This window comes from Salinivibrio sp. IB872 (assembly GCF_001995345.1).
GTDB lineage: Bacteria > Pseudomonadota > Gammaproteobacteria > Enterobacterales > Vibrionaceae > Salinivibrio > Salinivibrio proteolyticus.
In genome coordinates, this window is sequence record NZ_MUFO01000024.1 from 22865 (window position 1) to 44787 (window position 21923).

Consider the following 21923-nt stretch of genomic DNA (forward strand, 5'->3'; position numbering starts at 1 on the left):
AAACGTGCCACATTCCCGAAGTGTAATGGCTTAAGGGCAAAAAAAAAGGGGAAGAAACCTTCCCCTTTTCACGTTAAAACCTTTATTTTTTATACAAATTTTAGTGATGGTTAAATATTACGAACTAATTGCTTCACTAAACCCGGTCCCTGATAAATCAGCCCAGTGTAAACTTGTACCAGCGCAGCACCGGCAGCCATTTTTTCGCGAGCCGCCATCACCGAATCAACCCCACCGACTCCAATAATGGGTAAGGCCCCCTCTAAGGCTTGGTGAAGACGGCGAATAACTTCGGTGCTCTTCAGTTGAACAGGTCGACCACTGAGACCGCCAGCTTCTTGGTAATGTGGCATACCATCAACCAGTGCGCGATCTAAGGTGGTGTTCGTGGCGATCACCCCATCAATCTGATTCCGCACTAATGTTTGCGCAACTTGCTCAATTTCCTCTTCAGTCAGATCAGGTGCTATCTTGACCGCAAGCGGCACATACTTGCCCTGCTCTTCACTCAAGCGCGCTTGTTCCGCTTTCAAGGTACTCAGCAATTCATCTAGCGCTTCACCGTATTGCAAGCTTCGCAGCCCAGGCGTGTTGGGAGACGAGATATTCACCGCAATGTAATCGGCGTATGCATATACCTTTTGCATACAAATGACATAGTCATCCGTGCCTTTCTCAATCGGCGTATCTTTGTTTTTGCCGATATTGATGCCTAGGATCCCATCAAACCCTTTGGCTTTTTTAACGTTTTCAATCAGCGCATCCACACCCAAGTTATTAAAGCCCATGCGATTAATAATCCCTTCTGCATCTTTGATGCGGAACAATCGCGGCTTATCATTTCCTGGTTGTGGTCGTGGTGTCACCGTTCCGACTTCGACAAAGCCAAATCCCATCGCTCCAAACGCTTCTATGCACTCACCATTTTTATCAAGCCCTGCGGCAAGACCAACGGGGTTTTTGAAGTTGAGTCCCATAACGGTAACAGGACGAGGAGGAAGATGCTGAGAGTAGATAAAACGAAGGGGGGTCGAATGAAAACGGGAAAGCGAGCTGATCGTTAAGTCGTGTGCTTTTTCTGGATCCAATTGAAAGATTGCCGGTCTGGCGAGGCGGTATAGCATTATCCCTCCTAATAAAAAAAGCCCCGTTATAAACGGGGCTAGATTATTGCGTTATTACTGCTTTAATTCAAATTTAAAAGCGATAATTCACGCAGCGCAACCGAGAATTTTGCAAATTCATGGACCGAGCCGACTTTGAACTCATCCACGATACTGCGCCAGCGCCCCAGAATCATGGCATGATCTTCCATCCAAGCGTCGAGTCCTGCTTCTGCATCTTGTTTCGGATCCATTTCTGAAACAATGCGCGCAGTCAGCAAACGTTGCTGCCAATCCAAATCTTCTCGGAATGAAGCACGCGCAAGCGCCTGCCAGTGGTTGTCGACTGGTTGGTTATTGATTTGTTTCAAGAACCAATGCAGCGATAAGGTATCACCCAGCACATAGTACAAGCGCGCCACCAGCTCGAACGGTTTATCTAACTGCTCGGATACTTGCGCCAAGTCGAGGCCCGAGAAGATGCTGGTCAAACGACACACTTTGCTTGCCAACTCGTCGGGTACGCCCGCTTTGCGCAGTTTCTCCGCCTGATCGTCGTGCTCTTTAATCTCACTATCGACCAAGTAGCTATCCAGGTTCGCTGCCAAGTTTTGTAACGCAGGACGATAAAACGCCACTTGCGCTTCAATGCTCTCGCCTTTGCGTTTGTTGCGAAGCATCCAGCGAGTCGCACGACGTAACATGCGACGACAACGGAACAAAATGTCGTATTGAACGGACGCGCTCACTTGGTTATCCAATGCGCGAACATCATCAAATATCTGTTCAAAACCAAAGATTTCGCGAGCAATCGCGTAAGATTTAGCAATGTCACTAACACTGGCACCGGTTTCGTCTTGCATACGGGTGATAAAGTTAAAGCCCATATCATTCGACATTTGGTTCGCCAGCACAGTCGCAATGATCTCACCACGCAGTGGGTGCGACTCCATCTCTTGACGATAGTGACGTTGTAACTCTTTCGGGAAATAACCGGGGAGCAGTTGGCCAAAGTGACTATCTTGTGTCACCTCATCGACCACCAGCTGCTCTTTTAACACCATTTTGCCGTACGCGACCAGCACGGCAATTTCTGGACGTGTTAAACCATTTCCACGCAAGTTACGTTCCGCGAGCGTTTCATCATCAGGCAGATACTCAAGCGCACGGTCTAACTTGCCCTCTTTCTCGAGATAATGAATAAAGCGGATCTGCTCTTTGAGCAACGACGCTTGCTGGTTGTGCGTAACAGAGATAGATTCACTTTGACTGTAGGCATCTTCCAGCACAATCTCAGAAACATCATTCTCCATTTTCTCCAGCAGTTGATTACGCTTTTTCAAGGTAAGATCACCGGATGCCACCAAGCCATTCAATAGGATCTTGATGTTTACTTCGTTATCCGAGCAATCAACGCCACCCACATTATCAATAAAGTCAGTATTAACACGACCACCTTTTAGTGCGTATTCAATACGCCCTAATTGCGTCATACCGAGGTTACCGCCTTCACCGATAATGCGCGCACCCACTTCCTTACCGTTAACACGTAATCCGTCATTCGCACGATCACCCACTTCGGTATGGGTCTCGTTTGCGGCTTTCACGTACGTCCCAATCCCGCCATTCCAGAGCAGATCCACTTTGGTTTGTAGGATCTGCTTGATCAAGTCGTTCGGCGCCATGGATTGCTTGCGCGTACCCAATAGCTTTTGGATCTCTGGCGTCAAGGTGATGGATTTCGCACGACGAGAGAAAACGCCCCCGCCTTTTGAGATCAGCTTGCTGTCATAGTCTTCCCAACTAGAACGAGGTAAGTTGAATAAACGCTCACGCTCTTTCCAACTTTTTGCGGCATCCGGTTCTGGGTCAATAAAGATATGCATATGGTTAAAGGCCGCAACTAAGCGAATATGCTTAGAAAGCAACATGCCATTACCAAATACATCGCCGCCCATGTCACCAATCCCGACACAGGTAAAATCTGTCGTCTGGCAATCGATATCTATTTCGCGGAAATGGCGTTTTACCGACTCCCAGGCCCCTTTCGCAGTAATACCCATTTTCTTATGGTCGTAACCATTGGAACCACCAGAGGCAAAGGCATCCCCTAACCAGAAGTTGTATTGTGCTGAGACACTGTTCGCCAAATCAGAGAAGGTTGCCGTGCCTTTATCCGCCGCAACCACCAGATAAGCGTCATCGTCATCATGGCGCACCACCTCATTTGGCGGGGTTAGTTCGCCCTCGATGATGTTATCCGTAATATCCAACAGGCCTTGAATGAAAATACGGTAACAGCGTTGACCTTCTGCAAAGATCTCATCGCGACCGGTAAACTGGTGTTGGCGTTTACAGACGAACCCGCCTTTCGCGCCTACCGGCACAATCACGGTATTTTTCACCTGTTGCGCTTTAACGAGGCCAAGCACCTCGGTACGGAAGTCTTCTTGACGATCTGACCAGCGCAAACCACCCCGAGCGACTTTCCCCCCGCGCAGATGCACACCTTCCACATCGGGTGAGTATACGAAGATCTCGTAGGCTGGCACCGGTTGAGGGATCTCGGGAATGTCTGCAGGTTGCAATTTTAATGATAGATACGGCTTATCCAAGCCATTCTCTGGGTCTTTTTGGAAAAAGTTGGTGCGCAATGTCGCCAACATCATTTCCATATAACGACGGATAATCCGATCGTCATCCAGACTTTCCACTTGCTCAAGCGCGTCTTCGATCTGGGCGATCAATTTATCTTGCGCACGCTGCGTATTCTTCGCCGCCGGATCAAACCGTTTGTTGAACAGTTGAACCAGCAAACTCGCCAGATCAGGATGGGATGCCAGCGTCTCTTCAATGTATGCCTGACTAAACGGAAAACCGACTTGTCGCATATAACGCGCATAGGCACGAAGGATAGTCACTTCACGGCCCGATAGCCCGGCATTCAAGACTAAACGGTTAAACCCATCGTTATCCAACCGTCCGTGCCAAATATCAGCGAAGGCCTGCTGGAAACGATCCCGCGCTTTCGACAAGTTGAAGGCTGAACCGGCACTGTGCAACATCGAGAAGTCGAGAATCCAATAGATGTCACCATGGCTGGTTTCGACTTCATACGGCGACTCACCAATGACACGCAGACCGAGGTTTTCCAACATTGGCATTACATCGGATAAGTGGATCGGCTCGCCTTTTTGGAACAGTTTCAGGCTCACCGCATTCGAGTGATGACTCACCTCTTGTGGACGATAGAACAACATGTCCAACTTGTGGTCGTCACTTAAGCCTTCCAAACGTTCAATATCAGCCACCGCAGAGCCCGGTAACATCGCTTCTTTATAGGAACGAGGGAACGCGCGTAGGTAACGCTTCGCGATCGGCGTACCTCGGTTTTCGCCAAAGTTGGCAATCACCGCTTCTTGTAAACGGTCATCCCATGATGAAGCCGCTTCGGTAAGGTTTTGCTCAATCTTTTTCACATCAATATCGAAGTTGTTATTATCGACCCGCACAATGTAGTGCGTGCGTGCCAATGGGCTTTCAGAGAWGAAGGTGTTGAACTCAACATCCTGATCAGAACCAAAGTACTGCTGGAAAATACGTTGCGTCTGACGACGAAATTCCGTGTTGTACCGCTCACGCGTGATATACACCATACATGAGAAGAAACGGCCAAACGGATCGCGACGGACGAACACACGCAGCATGTCACGGTCTTGCATTTGCACGACGCCCATGCCGACATTACGCATCTCATCTTCGGTCGCTTGGAACAGCTCATCACGTGGATAGTTTTCGAGGATGTTCGCCAGTGCTTTCCACGAATGTGACTCTTGATAGAAGCCGCTGTTATCCAGAATGCGGCGTACTTTATTGCGTAATACCGGAATACTGGAGGTCGATTGGTTATACGCCGATGACGCATATAGCCCCGTAAAGCGATGCTCACCAATCACATTTCCCTGCGCATCAAATTTTTTGATGCCGATATAGTCCACATAGGCAGGTCGGTGCACACGGGATTTCGCATTACTTTTGGTCAGTACCAACAGCTCTTTCTTTAATGCCGTTGCACGCGCAGACTCGGGCATTTCCGACAAGCGCACCACATTCGGTGATTTGTGCTTTTTGGCCAAACCGAGTGCATCACATTCACTGGAGGCGCGAAGCTCATAGTCCCCTTCAACGGCCACAAGGTCAAAACACTTGTAACCCATGAAGGTAAAGTTGTTTTCGGTAATCCAGGTCAGAAATTCAATCGCTTCTTGACGGCGCTCATCATCAAACGGCAGCGTGGCCTCTTTCAGTGATTTCACCAAAGACAGCATTTGCTTGCGCATTGGCTGCCAATCATTCACGACCATCACCACATCGGTCAGCGTTTCATGGAGCTCTTTTTCCAACGCTGCCATTTCAGCATCTTCCGACATCTTATCGATTTCGATGTGGAAAGTGCTTTGGAATTGGCCATTCTCACCGCTGATCTCAACCACATCACCTTGTTGGTTTTTCAACGCTTTCACGGGCGTGTTTAGCATCAGGTGTGTCGTGATCCCCAATCGATTGAGGGCCATACGGACGGAATCTACCAAAAACGGCGCATCCGGGGCGAGGATTTCGACAATGGTATGGGTTGATTGCCAACCGTTACCACTGAGGCTGGGATTAAAGACCTTAACGAATATTTTATCTTGTTCGAATGTGTTGAGGTGATGCCACATGCTCATCACGGCACCATAGAGATCTGATTCATTGCGTTCCTGCAAATCATTATCAGAAATTTGACCCAATATCCTTTTGGCTAATGCATCGACGAGTGGCTGTTGAGTATCATCCAGTTTATCGGCAATCAGTTGATAAACTTTCTCAAGTAACACCGGTACTATAGGGTCACGCGAGGTCATTCTGGAACTCCGTAGTCCTTTTTTAGACGTTATCTTTGTAGTAAGTATTAGAGGTAAACATTGCGTTAACATACGCACTGCCTAGTGTAAGGCTTGCTACACAAAAACGTTATATCTAAACAGCTGGATTTATACGAATTTCGCGAGAATGTGACTGGTGTAGCTATTTCCTTTGCTACGTTTGGTTAGGCGATGCGCTCGAGAGAGCGAAAGCGATTCTCCTCATCGGTGGTAAGTTTAAAACGGCCTCGTATACCGAGTTGTGAGAGATAAGGACGAAAGCGTGCGGCGGGAATTTGCAAGCGTAATCCCTTATCGGTAGTGACTACCACACTCGACGCGGCGCCACTGTAATAGAGCTGATACTCTGAATAGGAAATATTGACGTTAAAACGATAATCCATCGTGTTGATGCTCAGTCATTTTTTCTCTGCGACAGGGTAACAAAAAAGCCGCCCAAATTGGACGGCTTGATGATCATTGGGTCACGATTCGCTCGCCCTATTGTTCGAGCGTTTTTTGCACTTTCTCGTACAAATCGTTAGCCAAGTTATCCATGTCAGCCAATTCTTGCAGTACTTGGCGCATATGCTGCTGACGTTCAGTGTCGTAATACGCCAGTTTAAGCAATGGATCGATTAAACGAGAAGCCACTTGCGGGTTGGATTCGTTTAACGTTACCAAGATCTCTTTCAAGAATCGGTAGCCACTCCCATCTTTGGCGTGGAAGTGCGCGGGGTTACGCGAACAAAAGGCACCAATCAAACTACGGGTTCGGTTTGGATTCTTAAGGCTAAATGCCGGATGAGCCATTTGTGCTTTCACCCCTTCCAAGGCATTTTCTGCCGGATTTATACCTTGCAGCACAAACCACTTATCCATCACTAGCCCGTCATGCTGCCACTGGTCGCTAAAGTGCTTCWTCAAGGACTCGCGGCATGGCAGTTGCGCGGCGYTGGCCGCATGCAGTGCTGCCATTGTATCGGTCATGTTGTTGGCATTACGGTATTGTGCTTCGACCCAATCATTGCCGTTTTCAGTATGTGCAAGATAGCTTAAACACGTGTTGCGTAAGTCACGCTCACCAATCGCTTTATGGCTGATTTCATATGACGCTTGTGTATATTGGCGATAAACCGTTTCCAGCTCATCAACCATTTCATCTGCGAATTGCTGTTTGAAAGCAGCCATGACCATGTGAATCGCATCCACATCCACAACCTCAAACCAGCCCGCCACTTCGTTTTCAGAAGGTAACTTGAGCACTTCTGCAATCAATGCCGGTTCAGTGTTCTCGCTCAGTAGTACTCCACGGAAAGCATCAACCACTGACGCTGGGATCACTATCTTTTCATCATTTTGTACGCGTGCCACATTGGCCTTGATGTGTTTTGCCAGCAAGCTTTGTCCGGCATCCCAACGAGCAAAATCATTGCGCGCGTATTGCAGCAAGAAGGTTAAGTCTTGATCTTGGTAATCATACTCAAGCTTCACCGGTGCCGAGAACTCGCGTAGCAACGAAATCACTGGCTGCTCATCCACCGCATCAAAAATAAAGGTTTGCTCTGCTTCAGTCACCGCCAAAATATGGTGTACAGGCTCTCCGTGACGCTGTAACTCAATAACACTGCCATCTGCACGATATAGTTCAATATCGAGCGGAATATACAATGGTAGTTTTTCTGCTTGATCGGCCGTTGCTGGCGTATGTTGCTTCACATGCAATGCCAGTTGTTTAGTGGCATCGTCATAGGTTGAAGATACATTGAGAACCGGCGTGCCCGATTGACTGTACCAGCGTCGGAATTGGGTTAAATCAATCCCTGAGGCATCTTCCATTGCCTGCACAAAGTCATCGCACGTTGCAGCGGTGCCATCATGGCGTTCAAAGTAGAGCTTCACACCTTTTTGGAACCCTTCTTCGCCAAGAATGGTGTGCATCATGCGGATCACTTCACTACCCTTTTCATATACGGTAAGGGTGTAGAAGTTATTCATTTCGATCACTTTTTCCGGGCGGATCGGATGCGACATCGGACTTGCATCTTCAGCAAATTGAGGCCCGCGCATAATGCGAACATTTTCAATACGGTTGACCGAGCGAGAGCCCAAGTCAGACGAAAACTCCTGATCGCGGAAAACCGTTAACCCTTCTTTCAGGCTCAGCTGAAACCAATCACGACAGGTGACTCGGTTCCCCGTCCAGTTATGGAAGTATTCATGACCAATAACCGCCTCAATCCCCAAATAGTCGGCATCGGTTGCCGTCTCTGCATTGGCAAGCACATACTTGGAGTTAAAGATATTTAGGCCTTTGTTCTCCATGGCACCCATGTTGAAGAAATCAACGGCCACGATCATGTAGATATCAAGGTCATACTCAAGATCGAAGCGTGTCTCATCCCATTTCATCGCATTCTTAAGCGAAACCATGGCGTGATCGGCGCGATCTAAGTTGCCTTTATCCACGAAAATTTCGAGGGCCACTTCACGGCCTGAACGTGTCACAAAGCTGTCACGCAACACATCAAAATCACCAGCAACTAGCGCAAACAGATAGCTTGGCTTTGCATACGGGTCATGCCACTCAACCCAATGACGACCGTTATCCAACTCGCCCGACGCAATTTTGTTACCGTTACTCAGCAAGTATGGATAAGACGCTTTATCCGCAATCACCTTGGTGGTGAAACGTGCCAAGACATCCGGGCGATCGAGATAGTAAGTAATACGGCGGAAGCCTTCTGCTTCACACTGCGTGCAATACGCACCGCCTGATATATACAAACCTTCAAGGGCCGAATTATTTTCTGGGTCGATCTCGGTTTGGATCGTGAGCGTGAACGCCGCAGGCACATCACGGACGATGAGTTTTCCTGACTCTTCACTGTAGGCCGTCCATGCATCGCCATTGATGTCGATACGCACTAACTTTAGGTTTTCGCCATCCAGTTCAATGTCAGTCGCATTGTCATTTAAACGCTTCACTTGGCTCACGGCCGTTACCAAGGTTGCGTTTGGCTCAAGATCAAACTCTAGGTTTAGGTCGGTAATGGTAAAATCAGGGGCGCGATAATCTTTACGATATTTCGCAGTGGGTTGTTGAGACATGTTGAATCCTTATTATTGGGTGTACCTCAGCCAACAAATCGTGTCAGTGACTGCCTGACGCCAACCTTGGCGAGCAGCGTGCTATACCATACCGCGCTCGCAAAAAGATGACTATAGGTTTAACACTTTGTTATCAATTGTTTGCGTATGCGATGTGTAAAAAACGCCTCACAAACTGTCAATGTGACGATAAAACCTCTCAAATTGGCGAATTGTGCAGCATATTGTCAACGCAGGCTGCCAATCCAGCAGGAAATATAATGTGACGACGGTTAAATTTTACAGAAATTGCGGTACTATGACGCCAATTTCGTTTTGTAACACGTAAGGCGTTCCACACGCATGCACAATCCGATCATCACCTCACTGCTGGATACGGACGCATACAAGCTGAATATGCAGCAAGCCGTCTTTCATCACTATCGTGACGTTCACGTCACCGCGGACTTCTATTGTCGGAGTGATGAGAATTTGACTCCGCTAAAAGACGCGGTGATAGCGCAAGTGAACGCGCTAGGCTCACTGCGTTTTACTGAGCAGGAGTTAAATTATCTGGCCTCGCTCGAGCTCTATCAAGCAGATTTTCTCTCATACCTGAAGCACTTTCAGCTTCGCCCAGAGCAAGTTACTGTCACTATCGAAGAAGGACAGCTGGCGATTCATATTGCTGGTCCGTGGTGCGAAGTGATTCTCTGGGAAGTGCCATTACTCGCGATTATCTGTGAGTTACGGAATCGCATCTGCTACCCCACATACGGGGTGGAGCACGCACTCGCCCGACTCGAGGAGAAACTGAATCATTTACCCGAAGACGGCTTTGCCGATGACTTTCAATTGGTCGACTTCGGCACACGTCGCCGCTTCTCGCGTGATGTGCACTATGCCATCGTTAAACGCCTGAAAGCCGCTTATCCCCCGCTAAAAGGCACCTCCAATGTTTGGTTAGCGAAAGAGCTTGGCCTGCCCCCAGTTGGTACCCAAGCTCATGAGTGGTTTCAAGCGCATCAGCAGCTGGCGGGAGCGTTGGCCGATTCACAACAGCTCGCGCTACGTGTTTGGCTAAAGGAATATCCAAACAGTCTGGGCATCGCCCTGACCGATTGCATCAATATGGATGCTTTCCTTCGTGATTTTGACAGCGAACTCTCGCAAGCCTTTACCGGCCTGCGTCATGACAGTGGCGATCCCATCGCTTGGGGAGAAAAAGCCATTGCCCACTACCAGCATCACGATATCGACCCTGACTCTAAGACATTGGTCTTCTCTGACAGCCTCACGCTGGCCAAGGCTATTCATATCTATCGCCATTTTTCAGGGCGGGTGCAAACATCGTTTGGAATTGGTACCCAATTAACCTGTGATCTACCCGACGTGAAAACCCTTAACGTGGTGATCAAGCTCACTAGCTGCCAAGGCAAACCCGTCGCCAAAATCTCCGATGAGCCAAACAAAGCAATTTGTAAAGACGAGGCGCATTTGAGTGCGCTGAAAGCCGCATTTAGACTGATTGATTAAAAGAATCAGGTACAAAAATGCCCGCTGTGATGCGGGCATTTTTTTCATCGCGTGATGGCTTATTGTCTAGTTTGGCGCACTATTGCCGTTCCAGAATCGCTTCCATCCCAAACACATCATTGGTTAACCGCAAGGTATCTGCCGCCAGTTGGAATTGCGATGAGTGCCGGCCGTTACGGTAGATCAACATCAGGTTGTCGCCTTCCACCAAATAGACCCCGCGATGAGTGACTGAGCTCCCATCATCCCCGCGCACCTGCATCGCGAATAAGAAGTCAGGCCGTAATTGCAGCGATACTCCGTCAACGTGTTCACTCACATCTTCGCCTGAGATGCTGTGGGAACGCCACAAACCGCTTAAATCTTCTGGCAGGAGCTTGGTAAAGACCGCACCTTGCAGTTGCAATTGGTTATGATTGAGCTGATAGGCATGCCGCTGCTCGATGCCTTCATTATCGTACAGGCGTAATATATTCTCGTTGATGTCGTACTGCCCAGCAGCGGTTTCGAGTTGTCCATCATGACGCAACAAATCGATACGAAACTCGTAATTGGAATTAAAAGACAGATTAATCGCTTTGTAAGGATGTGGGGCTTGCTCAACGGGCATGTCGCTAAACCAATACCAATCTCCCAGCAGTAATGGGAAATCCACGCGAGAGAGCTCTTCGCTGCGAACCGGAAGCGACACGATGATCGCTAACATACACCCAAGTAAGAGACGCATAACTCACCCCACTGACCGTTATTCCTATCAATAAGGTTAGACGCAGATCTCAAAATGCTACAATTTTTTGATGTTGATCTCGTTTTATCGGTTCATCAACATCGGCACGTCATCTCCATGTCATAAAAAAAGCCTAGGCAATTGCCTAGGCTTGTCGTGACACCAACCGAGGATAATCAACGGTTAGCGATTAGGGAGGCAAGATCATTGGTAATGCTCGCCGCTTCCTCTAAGTAGGCGTCCGGCTCTTCGTAGTCCTTCGGCACATCCTCGAGCGATTTAAACGGCTGTTCGCCCATGGCTTTTTGACGTGCATTTAGGCGCGCCAAACGTTCTTTATCCTCGCGATCCATTTCCTGCCGACGCACTTTCTCATTCAAGGAAATACTGTTTTTATCTTTTTCCTGCTGATAAAGCGCAATGTCTTCGCGGATAAAACCAAACTCACGGTCTGAAGCAATACGGGTTTGATGGCGCTTGGTCAACGCATCAATCACGTCATCAGGCAGCTTCATTGCCGAGTATTCCGCAGGGGCAATTTGATCCCATGGCAACGCATTGTCTTCCATGCTCTCACCGGTTTCATCGGGGGATACCGGCGATGGAAACGCAATGTCGGGCACCACGCCTTTATTTTGGGTACTGCCACCACTGATGCGATAGAATTTTTGAATGGTGTATTGCACGTAACCTAAAGGCTTTTCGAACAAATCATAAATATGATTTAGCGAGCGGTGCTGCTGCACTGTACCTTTACCGAATGACTGTTCGCCAAGCACAATCGCACGGTGGTAATCTTGCATGGCCGCGGCAAAAATCTCTGACGCCGACGCACTGTAACGGTTAATCAGTACCGTCATCGGCCCGTTGTAGAAACTCTTGCCATCACTATCATTATTGACCTTAACTCGACCGTAACTATCGCGCACTTGCACAATCGGGCCTTTGTCGATGAACAAGCCACTCAACGCTGTTGCTTCACTCAAAGCGCCGCCACCGTTATTACGCAAGTCCACAACGATACCACTGACATTTTGCGCAGTGAGGGCTGCCAACTCTTTCTTGGTATCTTCAGCCAAGCCGACATAAAAGCCCGGCACCGTCAGCACCCCTACTTTTTGATCGCCACGTTCAATCACGTCGGATTTGACCGCGCGGTCTTCTAAGCGGATTTTGTCACGGGTAATAGTGACGCTGTAACTTTTAGCGTTGGCGCCTTCAGGCAAAATCTGTAGCCGGACCTCACTTCCCTTAGGTCCTTTGATCAGCTCTACGACATCATCGAGTCGCCAGCCAATCACATCCACCATCGCCTCGTCTTCTTGGCCGACACCGATAATGCGATCTCCCGGCGATAACTGTTTAGACTTAGAGGCAGGGCCACCGGCCACCAGCGAGCGAATCACTGTATATTCATCTTTCACCTGCAACACCGCACCAATCCCTTCGAGTGACAGGTTCATCTCAGATTGAAACTGCTCAGCATTACGTGGAGAGAGATAGCTAGTGTGCGGGTCCACTTCTCGCGCAAAGGCGTTCATGTAGACTTGAAACACATCTTCACTGTGACTTTGGGTGAGGCGCTTCAATGCGCTGTTATAGCGCTTACCTAGGGTTTCGCGAATATCGTCATCGTCTTTCCCCGTTAGACGGAGATTCAACGCATCATTTTTAATTCGCTTATCCCAAATCGCATCGAGTTCTTGCTCATTGGCCGCCCAAGGCAGTTCGGTACGGTCGAGAACCATTGACTCGTCTTTAGAGAAATCAAACGGCTTATCGAGAACCTTGAGTGCGTATTGGTATCGCTCAAAGCGCTTTTTGAGCACCAAATTGTAGATTTCGTAGGCTGCGTCGGTTTCCCCCTCTTTGAGCTGATCGTCCAGCCGAACTTTCCAACGCGATAAGGTATCGACATCGCTCTGGGTTAAAAAGACACGGTTGTAATCTAACGTCTCGAGATAACGCTCAAAGATCCCGGCCGAGAAAGCATCGTCGAGAGAAAACTGCTTGTAATGCGAGCGAGTAAAGCGCGAGGTGACACGCTTTGAAGCGGTTTTGTGTTGGGGTTCAGCGGAAAGTGTTGGCAAATCACTGAGTTGAAAGTTGGCCTCTACGGCCTGGGCAGACGCTGCCAGCATCAAGCTGGCAGCGATAGCCGAAAAGCGGCGTCGACAAAACATGCGTCGAGGAGTCTCCTTTAGGCGCTGAGGTGCTCCGCTTTCACTAACATGGTCAAACCGTTAGTAAGACGAACACGCACCTCATCCTTGTTAATTTCAACAATGGTCGCTGGTAGATTGCCATTGCCCATGTTCACATTTACGTCTTTTCCTACGACAACGTCGCTGGCGCTGAGTTCGCGACGTGGCTCTTTAGCTTTCTTAGTCATTTTAGCTGGCTTTGGTTTACTCGTACGAGCTTTTGCCGTTTGAGCTGCCGCTTTTTTGCCTTTGGCTGGCGTTTTGCCTTGACCGTCTGCTTTTTTCGCTTGTTGCTTACGACGTTCCGCCGCACGCGCTTTGCTTTCAGCAAGAGTTTGAGCCGCGTGATCAATATGCTCTTGTTCTAGCTCGCCACACGCGTTGCCATCAAGATCGACGCGTGACGCACCCGGTTTCACGCTGTGCAGATAACGCCAGGAAGACGTGTACTGGCGAAGCGCGGCTCGCAATTGGGTTTTGCTTACCTTAGGGTCATCATTCAAGCGTTCTGCAAGATCTTGAAAAATGCCAATTTTTAGTGGCTTGGCTTCGCCTTCAACAGTAAAACATTTAGGGAAACGTTCAGCAATGTAGGCAATGACTTCTTTGCTGTTCGCGAGCTTTTCAGTATTTTCCATGTTTTTTCCTGGCCTGCTGTAGTCAAGCTGCAGCAGAATATCTACGTGTATTTAAGTATGAAAGTGGTGCGTATTATAGATACCTGATATTAAAAAACTACCGAGATTGACGAAATTACAGGTGTTTTTGCATTTCTTTGACCAAGGTAGTCAGGCCCTGTTCATCTTCTTGGTCAAAACGACCCACGGTTGGGCTATCAATATCAAGCACAGCTTGGAGTTGGTTGTCGATTCTAACCGGGACGACAAGTTCAGCGTTACTGGCGGCATCACAGGCGATATGCCCCTCAAATGCGTGTACGTCTTCAATCCGCATGACTTTATCTTGGCTAAAGGCGGCACCGCAAACCCCTTTTTCAAATGGGATCCGAACGCACGCCGGCAGGCCCTGAAATGGTCCCAACACCAACTCTTTGCCATCACTCAAGTAAAAACCCACCCAGTTAATGTCTTCAAGTTGGCTATTCAGTAATGCGCTCACGTTCGCCAGTTTTGCAATCAAACTTGGCTCGCCCTCACATAAAGCAACCGCTTGTTGGGTTAACAGACGGTAAAAATCAGCTTTGTTTTCCATAAATCACTGCATCTCAAACAACAAGACCATTACAATAGAAATAATCCAAAGACATTTCAATTGAGTATCTTGATTTATGATTACTTGGCGCTGGCTTCTTGACCAAGCCCGACCTCATCGTACCCGCCTGATTTGGGCCAATATTGTGGCAATTGCCGCCACCTTGATCAGCGTGCCCATTCCCTTACTGATGCCTTTATTGGTCGATGAAGTGCTGCTCGATAAACCCGATTGGGGGCTCGCGGTGCTAAACCACGTATTGCCACAAGCTTGGCAACATGCCGCTTTTTATATCGCTGCGGTACTTGTCATTGTGGTGTTGATGCGTGCCACCAGCCAAGCGCTTAACATCCTTCAAAGCCGTCAGTTCACCCTGGTCGGCAAAGCCATTACCTATAAAATTCGTCAACACCTGATTGCGAAATTAGGCCGTGTGAGCATGCAAGAGTATGAACTGCGCGGCAGTGGCGGGTTAACGTCTCATTTGGTGACCGATGTCGAAACCATTGATAAATTTATTGGTACTACGCTGAGTAAGTTTATTATCGGCATTCTCACCGTAATGGGCACCGCGGTGGTGCTTTTGTGGCTGGATTGGCGGTTAGGGCTTTTTATTTTGCTCATCAACCCGATCGTGGTTGCCTTAAGTCGCGCTCTAGGCCAACGGGTTAAACATCTTAAAAAACGAGAAAACCAAGCATTTGAGCGCTTCCAGCAACGTCTCGTCGATACACTCGATGGGCTTTACCAACTCCGCGCCGCCAATCGAGAGCGTGAATACCTTCACCAATTGGATCAAAGTGCAAGCGATATTAAGGTCAGTGCCGATAAATATGCTTGGCAGTCAGAGGCCGCGGGACGCTTATCATTTTTGATGTTTTTGATTGGCTTTGAACTTTTCCGCGCTGTCGCGATGGGCATGGTCTTTTTTAGTGATCTGACCATTGGCCAAATGTTTGCTGTGTTCGGCTATCTTTGGTTTATGTTGGGTCCGGTTCAGGAACTGTTAGGGATCCAGTTTGCATGGTATAGCGCTAAAGCAGCCATGAATCGAGTCAACGATGTGTTGAGTTTGCAAGAAGAGGCACGCCGTCCTGACGGCCAAAATCCAAGTGATAGCGACAATACAGCCTTGGATATCGAGATTGAGGATCTGCACTTCGCCTATGATGAAGATAAATCTGTTCTCAATGGCTTGAATATGCATATCCCAGCGGGACAGCGTGTCGCATTGGTCGGCGCCAGTGGTGGCGGCAAGTCAACATTGATCCAATTGTTGCTGGGCCTTTATCCGGTTGAACGCGGCGATATCCGCTATAACGGCTATTCGATCAATCAGCTTAATTTAGCCGCGCTTCGCCAACAGATTGCGGTGGTACTACAACAACCCATGTTGTTTAACGATACCCTACGTAATAATTTGAGCTTAGGGCGAGATGTGACTGATAGCGAGCTTTGGCACGCGCTAGAACAGGCGCAACTTGGCGATGTCGTGAATAAGCTCACTCAAGGACTCGATACACCGCTAGGACGACAAGGGATCCGTTTATCGGGCGGGCAACGTCAACGCGTCGCCATCGCGAGAATGTTGCTTGGCGACCCGAAACTGGTCATTCTAGATGAAGCTACATCGGCATTGGATACCGCAACAGAGCGGGCATTGCACCAAGCGATGCATACCTTCTTAGCCGGTCGCACCACCCTGATTGTCGCGCATCGGCTCTCTGCGGTGAAAGAAGCGGATTTGATTTATGTGCTGGAGGATGGCCAAGTCACCCAAAAAGGCACCCACGGCGAGTTGGTTACCGCTCCGGGTGTTTACCAAACGCTTTATGGCACCATTCAACAGGCAGCAGGGAAATAGCATGCGCACGCAATCGGTCACTCGTCTTGAGCCCCAACCACGGACAGGGTTAATTCGCTGTCCCGGTTGCGATCTTGTGTTGACCGGTTGCGAGACCGATTGGGATCACCTTGCCGTCTGCCCACGCTGCGCCACCAAATTGCAGCAAGGACGTCGATTATCGTTTAACGGTGAGTTGGCCATTGCGCTAACCGTACTGGTGTTATTTTTACCCGCCCATGGGCTACCGCTGTTATCAATCAATCTATTAGGCAAGGATATTAGCGCATCGGTGCTGACTGGCGCGAACCTTCTATGGACCAGCTATCCCTTTGTCACTGCGCTGGTGGTCTTTTGTGCCAGCCTTGCACCACTCCTTTTTACCTTAGCCATTCTGGTCATGCACTTGGCGCGCCGTCACGGCAACATTCGCCTTTTCCGGCCTACCGTGACGCTAATTGACCACCTCCGTCATTGGGTCATGGCGGATGTGTTTATGGTTAGCTTGGCGATTGCGTGCTTTAAAATCCAAGACTACGCCGAACTTCGCTTTTCACTGGGGCTCGCCTGCTACGCCACGCTACAAATTCTGCTTTCGGTGTTGCTTGTACGTGTTAATACCCGACGCTACTGGGATGCGTACTTAGCCCCTAAACCTGTCACCAGTATCCATAATTTGATTCGTTGCGATCACTGTGGCTTGACGCAATACCACGGTACTCAAACCCATTGCCAACGTTGTGAGCGTCCCCTACACGTTCGCCTGCTACGCAGCGAGCAAAAAACATGGGCGTGTCTGCTCACCGCTGCGGTCTTTTTGTTGCCCGCCAACCTTTATCCAATCTCGATTTTTTTCTCGAACGGCATCCGACTCGAAGACACGATATTTTCTGGCGTTGCCAGCCTGATTAACAATGGTATGCCGGGAATAGCGGCGATAATTTTTACCGCCAGTATCATTGTGCCGGTAGCAAAGATTCTCGGACTTGGTTTCATTCTGATTAGCTTGCATACCTCTGTCGCCATTACACCACGCCAACGCATGTGGCTGTATAGAAGTGTGAAATGGATTGGCAAGTGGTCAATGATGGACTTATTCGTGATTGCATTTATGGTCGCGCTCGTTGATCGTGGCCGCATTATGGACTTTACACCCGGCCCTGGCGCCATTGCTTTTGGTATTGTGGTGGTACTCACTATGCTGGCCACTGACCTTCTTGATACGCGTTTGATATGGGATCATCATGAGCGACAAACACGACGTGCCGACGCCAACCATTAAGACTACCTATGGTCTTTCTCCTTTATGGATCCTGCCCATCTTGGCGCTAGGCTTAGCGGGATGGCTCGTTTTTCAATCCATTAATGAAGCCGGACAGCGGATTCAAATTCTATTCAGCGATGCGCAAGGCTTAGAAGCGGGACGAACAACTATTCGTTACCAAGGGCTAGAAGTCGGCAAAGTTCGCAATATCACCTTGGCGGATGATCTCAATGGTATTTATGTCGATGCCACGATTTATCCAGAGGCCAAGCAGTTACTGACGACCGGCAGTGAATTCTGGTTAGTGAAACCACGCGCGTCGTTAACGGGGATCAGCGGCCTTGAAACACTGGTGTCCGGGAATTACATCGCCCTTCAGCCGGGAACGGGTGAACCTAGCCTTCGCTTTACCGCACGTGATGAGCCCCCCGCTGAGATGACGGATAAAGCTGGCACGACCTTTAAGCTCCACGCACCGACCTTGGGCTCGCTCAATATCGGCTCGCCACTTTATTACCGTAAAATCCAAGTCGGCGAGATCTACAGTTATCGTCTTGATGATGATAATCAAGGCGTCACCCTGTCTGCATTGATCAAACCTGAGTTCAGTGCGTTGGTGAAGCAAGACACGCGGTTTTGGTCCGTCAGTGGTTTGAAAGCGAATGTCGATCTGTCTGGGGTCGATGTCGAACTTGATAGTCTTGCCAGCTTAGTGGCCGGCGGGGTGACGTTTGATTCACCGAGTACCAGCCGACAAGCGTCGCATAATGATAGCTTTCGGTTATACCCAAGCCTGAGTGCGGCCGAACGAGGCCAAACCATTGAAATTGCTTTGCCCACCAACCACGGTATTCAAGGCGCTGGCGCCCGAGTGACCTATCAAGGACTGCAGATCGGTGAGATTACCGAGATTCGCATCGACCCAGACACCCAAAACGCGTCTGCCACGGCCGCCATAGACCCGAGCATGCTGTGGCTGTTCAATCAAGAGACCCAAATCACCATCGAACAACCACAGATTGGTTTTTACGGTCTTAAAAATATCGGCAACCTGGTGTTGGGGAACTTCTTATCCGTGGTGCCCGGCTCCCCTGATGCTCCAGCTGTTGATAGTCATTATCGCTTCTCAGCCAGCACGTGGCAGCAACAACAAAAAGAGGCCCCCGATACCTTGGTAGTTACGCTCGACGCCGATGACGCTTACGGCCTCACGCCTCGTACCAAAGTGCTCCATCGCGGCATTCAGGTGGGCTTTATTGACCACATCGGCCTCAACGAAAGTGACACCGTCACGATAAAAGCGGTGATCTATCCGCAATACCGCCACCTTGTCAAACAACAATCGCAATTCTTTATATTAGGGGGAATTACCGGTGAGTTGAGCGGCAATGGGCTCGATGTGGTAGTGCCTGCTATGGAGCAAATCGCCGATCCCGCATTAAGCTTTACTAGCCAAGGCAAGCACGGTGTACGCGATAGCTATCCGCTCTATACCTCACGTATCCAAGCCAAACACGCGCGAGAAGACGCGCAAGGCAAAACCCGCTTTACCCTAGTGGCTGATGCACTGCCAAGCATTAACGAGGGCAGTCCGGTCATGTATCGCAATTTTATCGTCGGGCAAGTGGAAGGCTACCAGCTGAATGGAAAAAGCGTCACGATATCGATTGCCGTGAACAATCGCTATCGCCACCTGATAAACCGCGACACAGTATTTTGGAATCAATCCGGTCTCGACATCAAAGCCAACTTAAGTGGTGTAGAAATCAACACAGGCTCGCTTCGCTCTTTACTCAGTGGCGGTATCGCCTTTGGCTCTATGCCGGGCATTAGCAACAAACGCCAAGGCGACTGGAAGCTCTACGCCTCACGAAAAGACGCAGCACGTTACGGGGTCGATATTGTACTCAACACGGACGAAGCCAAAGGGTTAAAGGTTGGCAGCGCAATCCGCTATCAAGGGGTAGATGTTGGCGAGATTACCCAGCTAGAGCCGGATTTTAAGACTCAATCAGTCCGCGTGCACAGTCGTTTGTATCCTGAGTATAAAAATGAGCTTGCCCGCCAAGGGAGCTATTACTGGCTAACCCAGCCAGTACTCAGCCTAACAAAAACTGAGAACCTAGATTCTTTGTTTGGAACCTATATTTCAGTCGTGCCTGGTGCGGGCGAATTCAAGCAGCAATTCAAATTACATGCTTCACCCAAATACCCGCGGGGCCTATCACTGGTGCTTGAAAGTGATGCACGTCATTCCATTACTGTTGGCACCCCAATCCTCTATCGCGATATGGAGGTAGGCACTGTCTCCAAGGTGCAGTTGGGCGAGTTTGCTGACCGCGTTTTATTCAGTGTCCAGATCACACCGCAGTATGCACATCTGGTGCGAGAAAACACGGTGTTTTGGAATCAATCCGGCGTGGATGTGTCGATTGGTTTGACCGGTGCCAACCTAAAAAGCGGCACCATTGATAGCCTACTGAAAGGTGGAATCGCCTTTGCAACGCCCGACACCTCTCCGTTGGCCCCCAAAGCTAACGACAAACGCCACTACTTGTTGCACCGTGAACCCAAAGCGGAATGGGTTGCGTGGCGCACGGCGATCCCCAAGCCCTAGCGCTATCTTCTCGGGCAGCCATTTTCTTTGGCTGTCCTTTTTGAGCAAAATTACCGACTTTCTCCTCCCGCGACCTACACTCAAGACCAAGATCTGTTTACAATCTTGCGCTGCTAATTTTGAGTTAATCAACAAGAGATCCTGTTTTGCACCCCAATATCTCACTGCCAGAGGCTTTCTTAGCCCAAATACAGGCGACAATGCCCTCGTACCTCTCTATGGAGGAGTTTGTCGCTGCCTGTCAGCGTCCTCTGCGCCGCAGTATTCGTGTCAATACGTTAAAAATTTCCGTCGATGCATTTAAGCAACGTGCCGCAGAACATCATTGGACACTGACTCCCGTACCTTGGTGTGACACAGGGTTTTGGATTGAGCGACAAGACGATGACAAAGTGCCATTAGGCAATACGGCTGAACACATGGCGGGACTGTTTTACATTCAAGAAGCAAGCTCGATGATGCCGGTCACTGCCTTGCTGGCAGGCGAGCATGAGCCGGGCCAAGCCCCTGATTGGCAGCATGTGCTTGATGTTGCGGCCGCGCCGGGCTCAAAAACCACGCAGTTGGCAGCCTCCATGCAAAACAGCGGTATTTTGGTCGCGAATGAGTTTTCAGCGAGCCGCATCAAAGGGCTACATGCCAATGTACAACGCTGTGGGGTAAGAAACGTTGCACTGACCCACTTTGATGGCCGCGTATTCGGCGGCTGGCTACCCGAGCAATTTGACGCCATTCTGCTTGACGCGCCCTGCTCTGGCGAAGGAACCATTCGCAAAGATCCTGATGCAATGAATAACTGGAGCCTTGCCTCAGTGGATGACATTGCGCAGACCCAACAAGCTCTGATTGATAGCGCGTTTCACGCACTGAAACCAGGCGGCGTGCTGGTGTATTCAACCTGTACCTTGAACCACACCGAAAATCAGTCGGTTTGCCACTGGCTCAAGCAAACTTATGGTGACGCTGTCACTTTTGAGTCACTGAAGGATTTATTCCCGGGTGCCGAGCAAGCCCTAACCGACGAAGGCTTTTTACATCTCTACCCTCAGATTTTTGACAGCGAGGGCTTTTTTGTCGCCCGCATTCGTAAACATGCATCCGCCACTCCACCAAGTGTAAAAAAGCGACTGGGCAAATTTCCATTTTCACCGGCGAGTCAAAAAGACAGTCAACAGATAAGCGCCACCTTTAAAAAGGAACTTGGGCTATCGCTGCCGGATGAGGCCACGCTATGGTTACGTGACAAAGAGGTATGGCTTTTCCCTTCAGCTATCGAACCTATGTTAGGCGAAGTGAAGTTTGACCGCATTGGGATCAAGTTAGCCGAAACCCACCGCAAAGGTTATCGCTGGCAACACGAGGCGATTATCGCACTGAGCACCCAGTCACTCGCTGAATGTAAAACCATTGCGCTCACCAAGAC

At 49.3% G+C, this 21923-nt stretch carries 13 protein-coding genes; 5 read left to right on the plus strand and 8 right to left on the minus strand.

The features are described 5' to 3' along the window. Positions 1-110 precede the first annotated feature (110 nt). The 4 genes from pyrD to pepN form a co-directional block, all read right to left on the minus strand. Positions 111-1124 carry a quinone-dependent dihydroorotate dehydrogenase gene (gene pyrD, locus BZJ18_RS11045; protein ID WP_077456722.1) on the minus strand — a complete coding sequence of 338 codons (1014 nt, stop codon included), beginning with the start codon at positions 1122-1124 and terminating at the stop codon, positions 111-113. A gap of 62 nt (positions 1125-1186) precedes the next feature. After that, positions 1187-6007: an NAD-glutamate dehydrogenase gene (locus BZJ18_RS11050; protein WP_077456724.1), complete on the minus strand. Its 4821-nt coding sequence runs from the start codon at positions 6005-6007 to the stop codon at positions 1187-1189. 185 nt (positions 6008-6192) lie between these two features. Further along, the gene (locus BZJ18_RS11055; protein ID WP_069587733.1) at positions 6193-6411 is read right to left on the minus strand and encodes a DUF2835 domain-containing protein; all 219 of its coding nucleotides are present in this window, start codon (positions 6409-6411) and stop codon (positions 6193-6195) included. A gap of 97 nt (positions 6412-6508) precedes the next feature. After that, on the minus strand, positions 6509-9118 hold the full coding sequence (gene pepN / locus BZJ18_RS11060) for an aminopeptidase N (protein ID WP_077456726.1): 2610 nt from the start codon (positions 9116-9118) through the stop codon (positions 6509-6511). Between the two features lie 342 nt (positions 9119-9460). Between pepN and pncB the strand changes: the two genes are divergently transcribed. Further along, the gene (gene pncB / locus BZJ18_RS11065) at positions 9461-10633 is read left to right on the plus strand and encodes a nicotinate phosphoribosyltransferase (RefSeq protein ID WP_077456728.1); all 1173 of its coding nucleotides are present in this window, start codon (positions 9461-9463) and stop codon (positions 10631-10633) included. A gap of 79 nt (positions 10634-10712) precedes the next feature. Here the strand turns inward: pncB and BZJ18_RS11070 are convergent, their stop codons facing one another. From BZJ18_RS11070 to BZJ18_RS11085, 4 genes are all read right to left on the minus strand, one after another. Continuing rightward, on the minus strand, positions 10713-11360 hold the full coding sequence (locus BZJ18_RS11070) for a hypothetical protein (protein WP_077456730.1): 648 nt from the start codon (positions 11358-11360) through the stop codon (positions 10713-10715). A gap of 176 nt (positions 11361-11536) precedes the next feature. After that, positions 11537-13543, minus strand: a complete 2007-nt coding sequence (gene prc, locus BZJ18_RS11075) for a carboxy terminal-processing peptidase (RefSeq protein WP_077456732.1) — start codon at positions 13541-13543, stop codon at positions 11537-11539. Positions 13544-13560: 17 nt separating this feature from the next. Beyond that, positions 13561-14202: an RNA chaperone ProQ gene (gene proQ / locus BZJ18_RS11080; protein WP_069589069.1), complete on the minus strand. Its 642-nt coding sequence runs from the start codon at positions 14200-14202 to the stop codon at positions 13561-13563. 115 nt (positions 14203-14317) lie between these two features. Then, complete coding sequence (locus tag BZJ18_RS11085) at positions 14318-14776, minus strand: GAF domain-containing protein (protein ID WP_069589071.1); 459 nt, start codon at positions 14774-14776, stop codon at positions 14318-14320. A gap of 76 nt (positions 14777-14852) precedes the next feature. Between BZJ18_RS11085 and BZJ18_RS11090 the strand changes: the two genes are divergently transcribed. From BZJ18_RS11090 to rsmF, 4 genes are all read left to right on the plus strand, one after another. After that, entirely contained in the window at positions 14853-16640 is a 1788-nt protein-coding gene (locus BZJ18_RS11090; RefSeq protein ID WP_077456734.1) for an ABC transporter ATP-binding protein, read from the plus strand. 1 nt (position 16641) lies between these two features. After that, positions 16642-17901, plus strand: coding sequence for a paraquat-inducible protein A (locus BZJ18_RS11095; protein ID WP_077456736.1), 1260 nt, complete (start codon positions 16642-16644; stop codon positions 17899-17901). Further along, complete coding sequence (locus tag BZJ18_RS11100) at positions 17864-20500, plus strand: PqiB family protein (RefSeq protein ID WP_077456738.1); 2637 nt, start codon at positions 17864-17866, stop codon at positions 20498-20500. Before BZJ18_RS11095 ends, BZJ18_RS11100 begins: the two co-directional genes overlap by 38 nt. Before the next feature lie 146 nt (positions 20501-20646). After that, positions 20647-21923: 16S rRNA (cytosine(1407)-C(5))-methyltransferase RsmF (gene rsmF, locus BZJ18_RS11105; RefSeq protein ID WP_077456740.1), on the plus strand; the 1277-nt coding region annotated here is incomplete at its 3' end.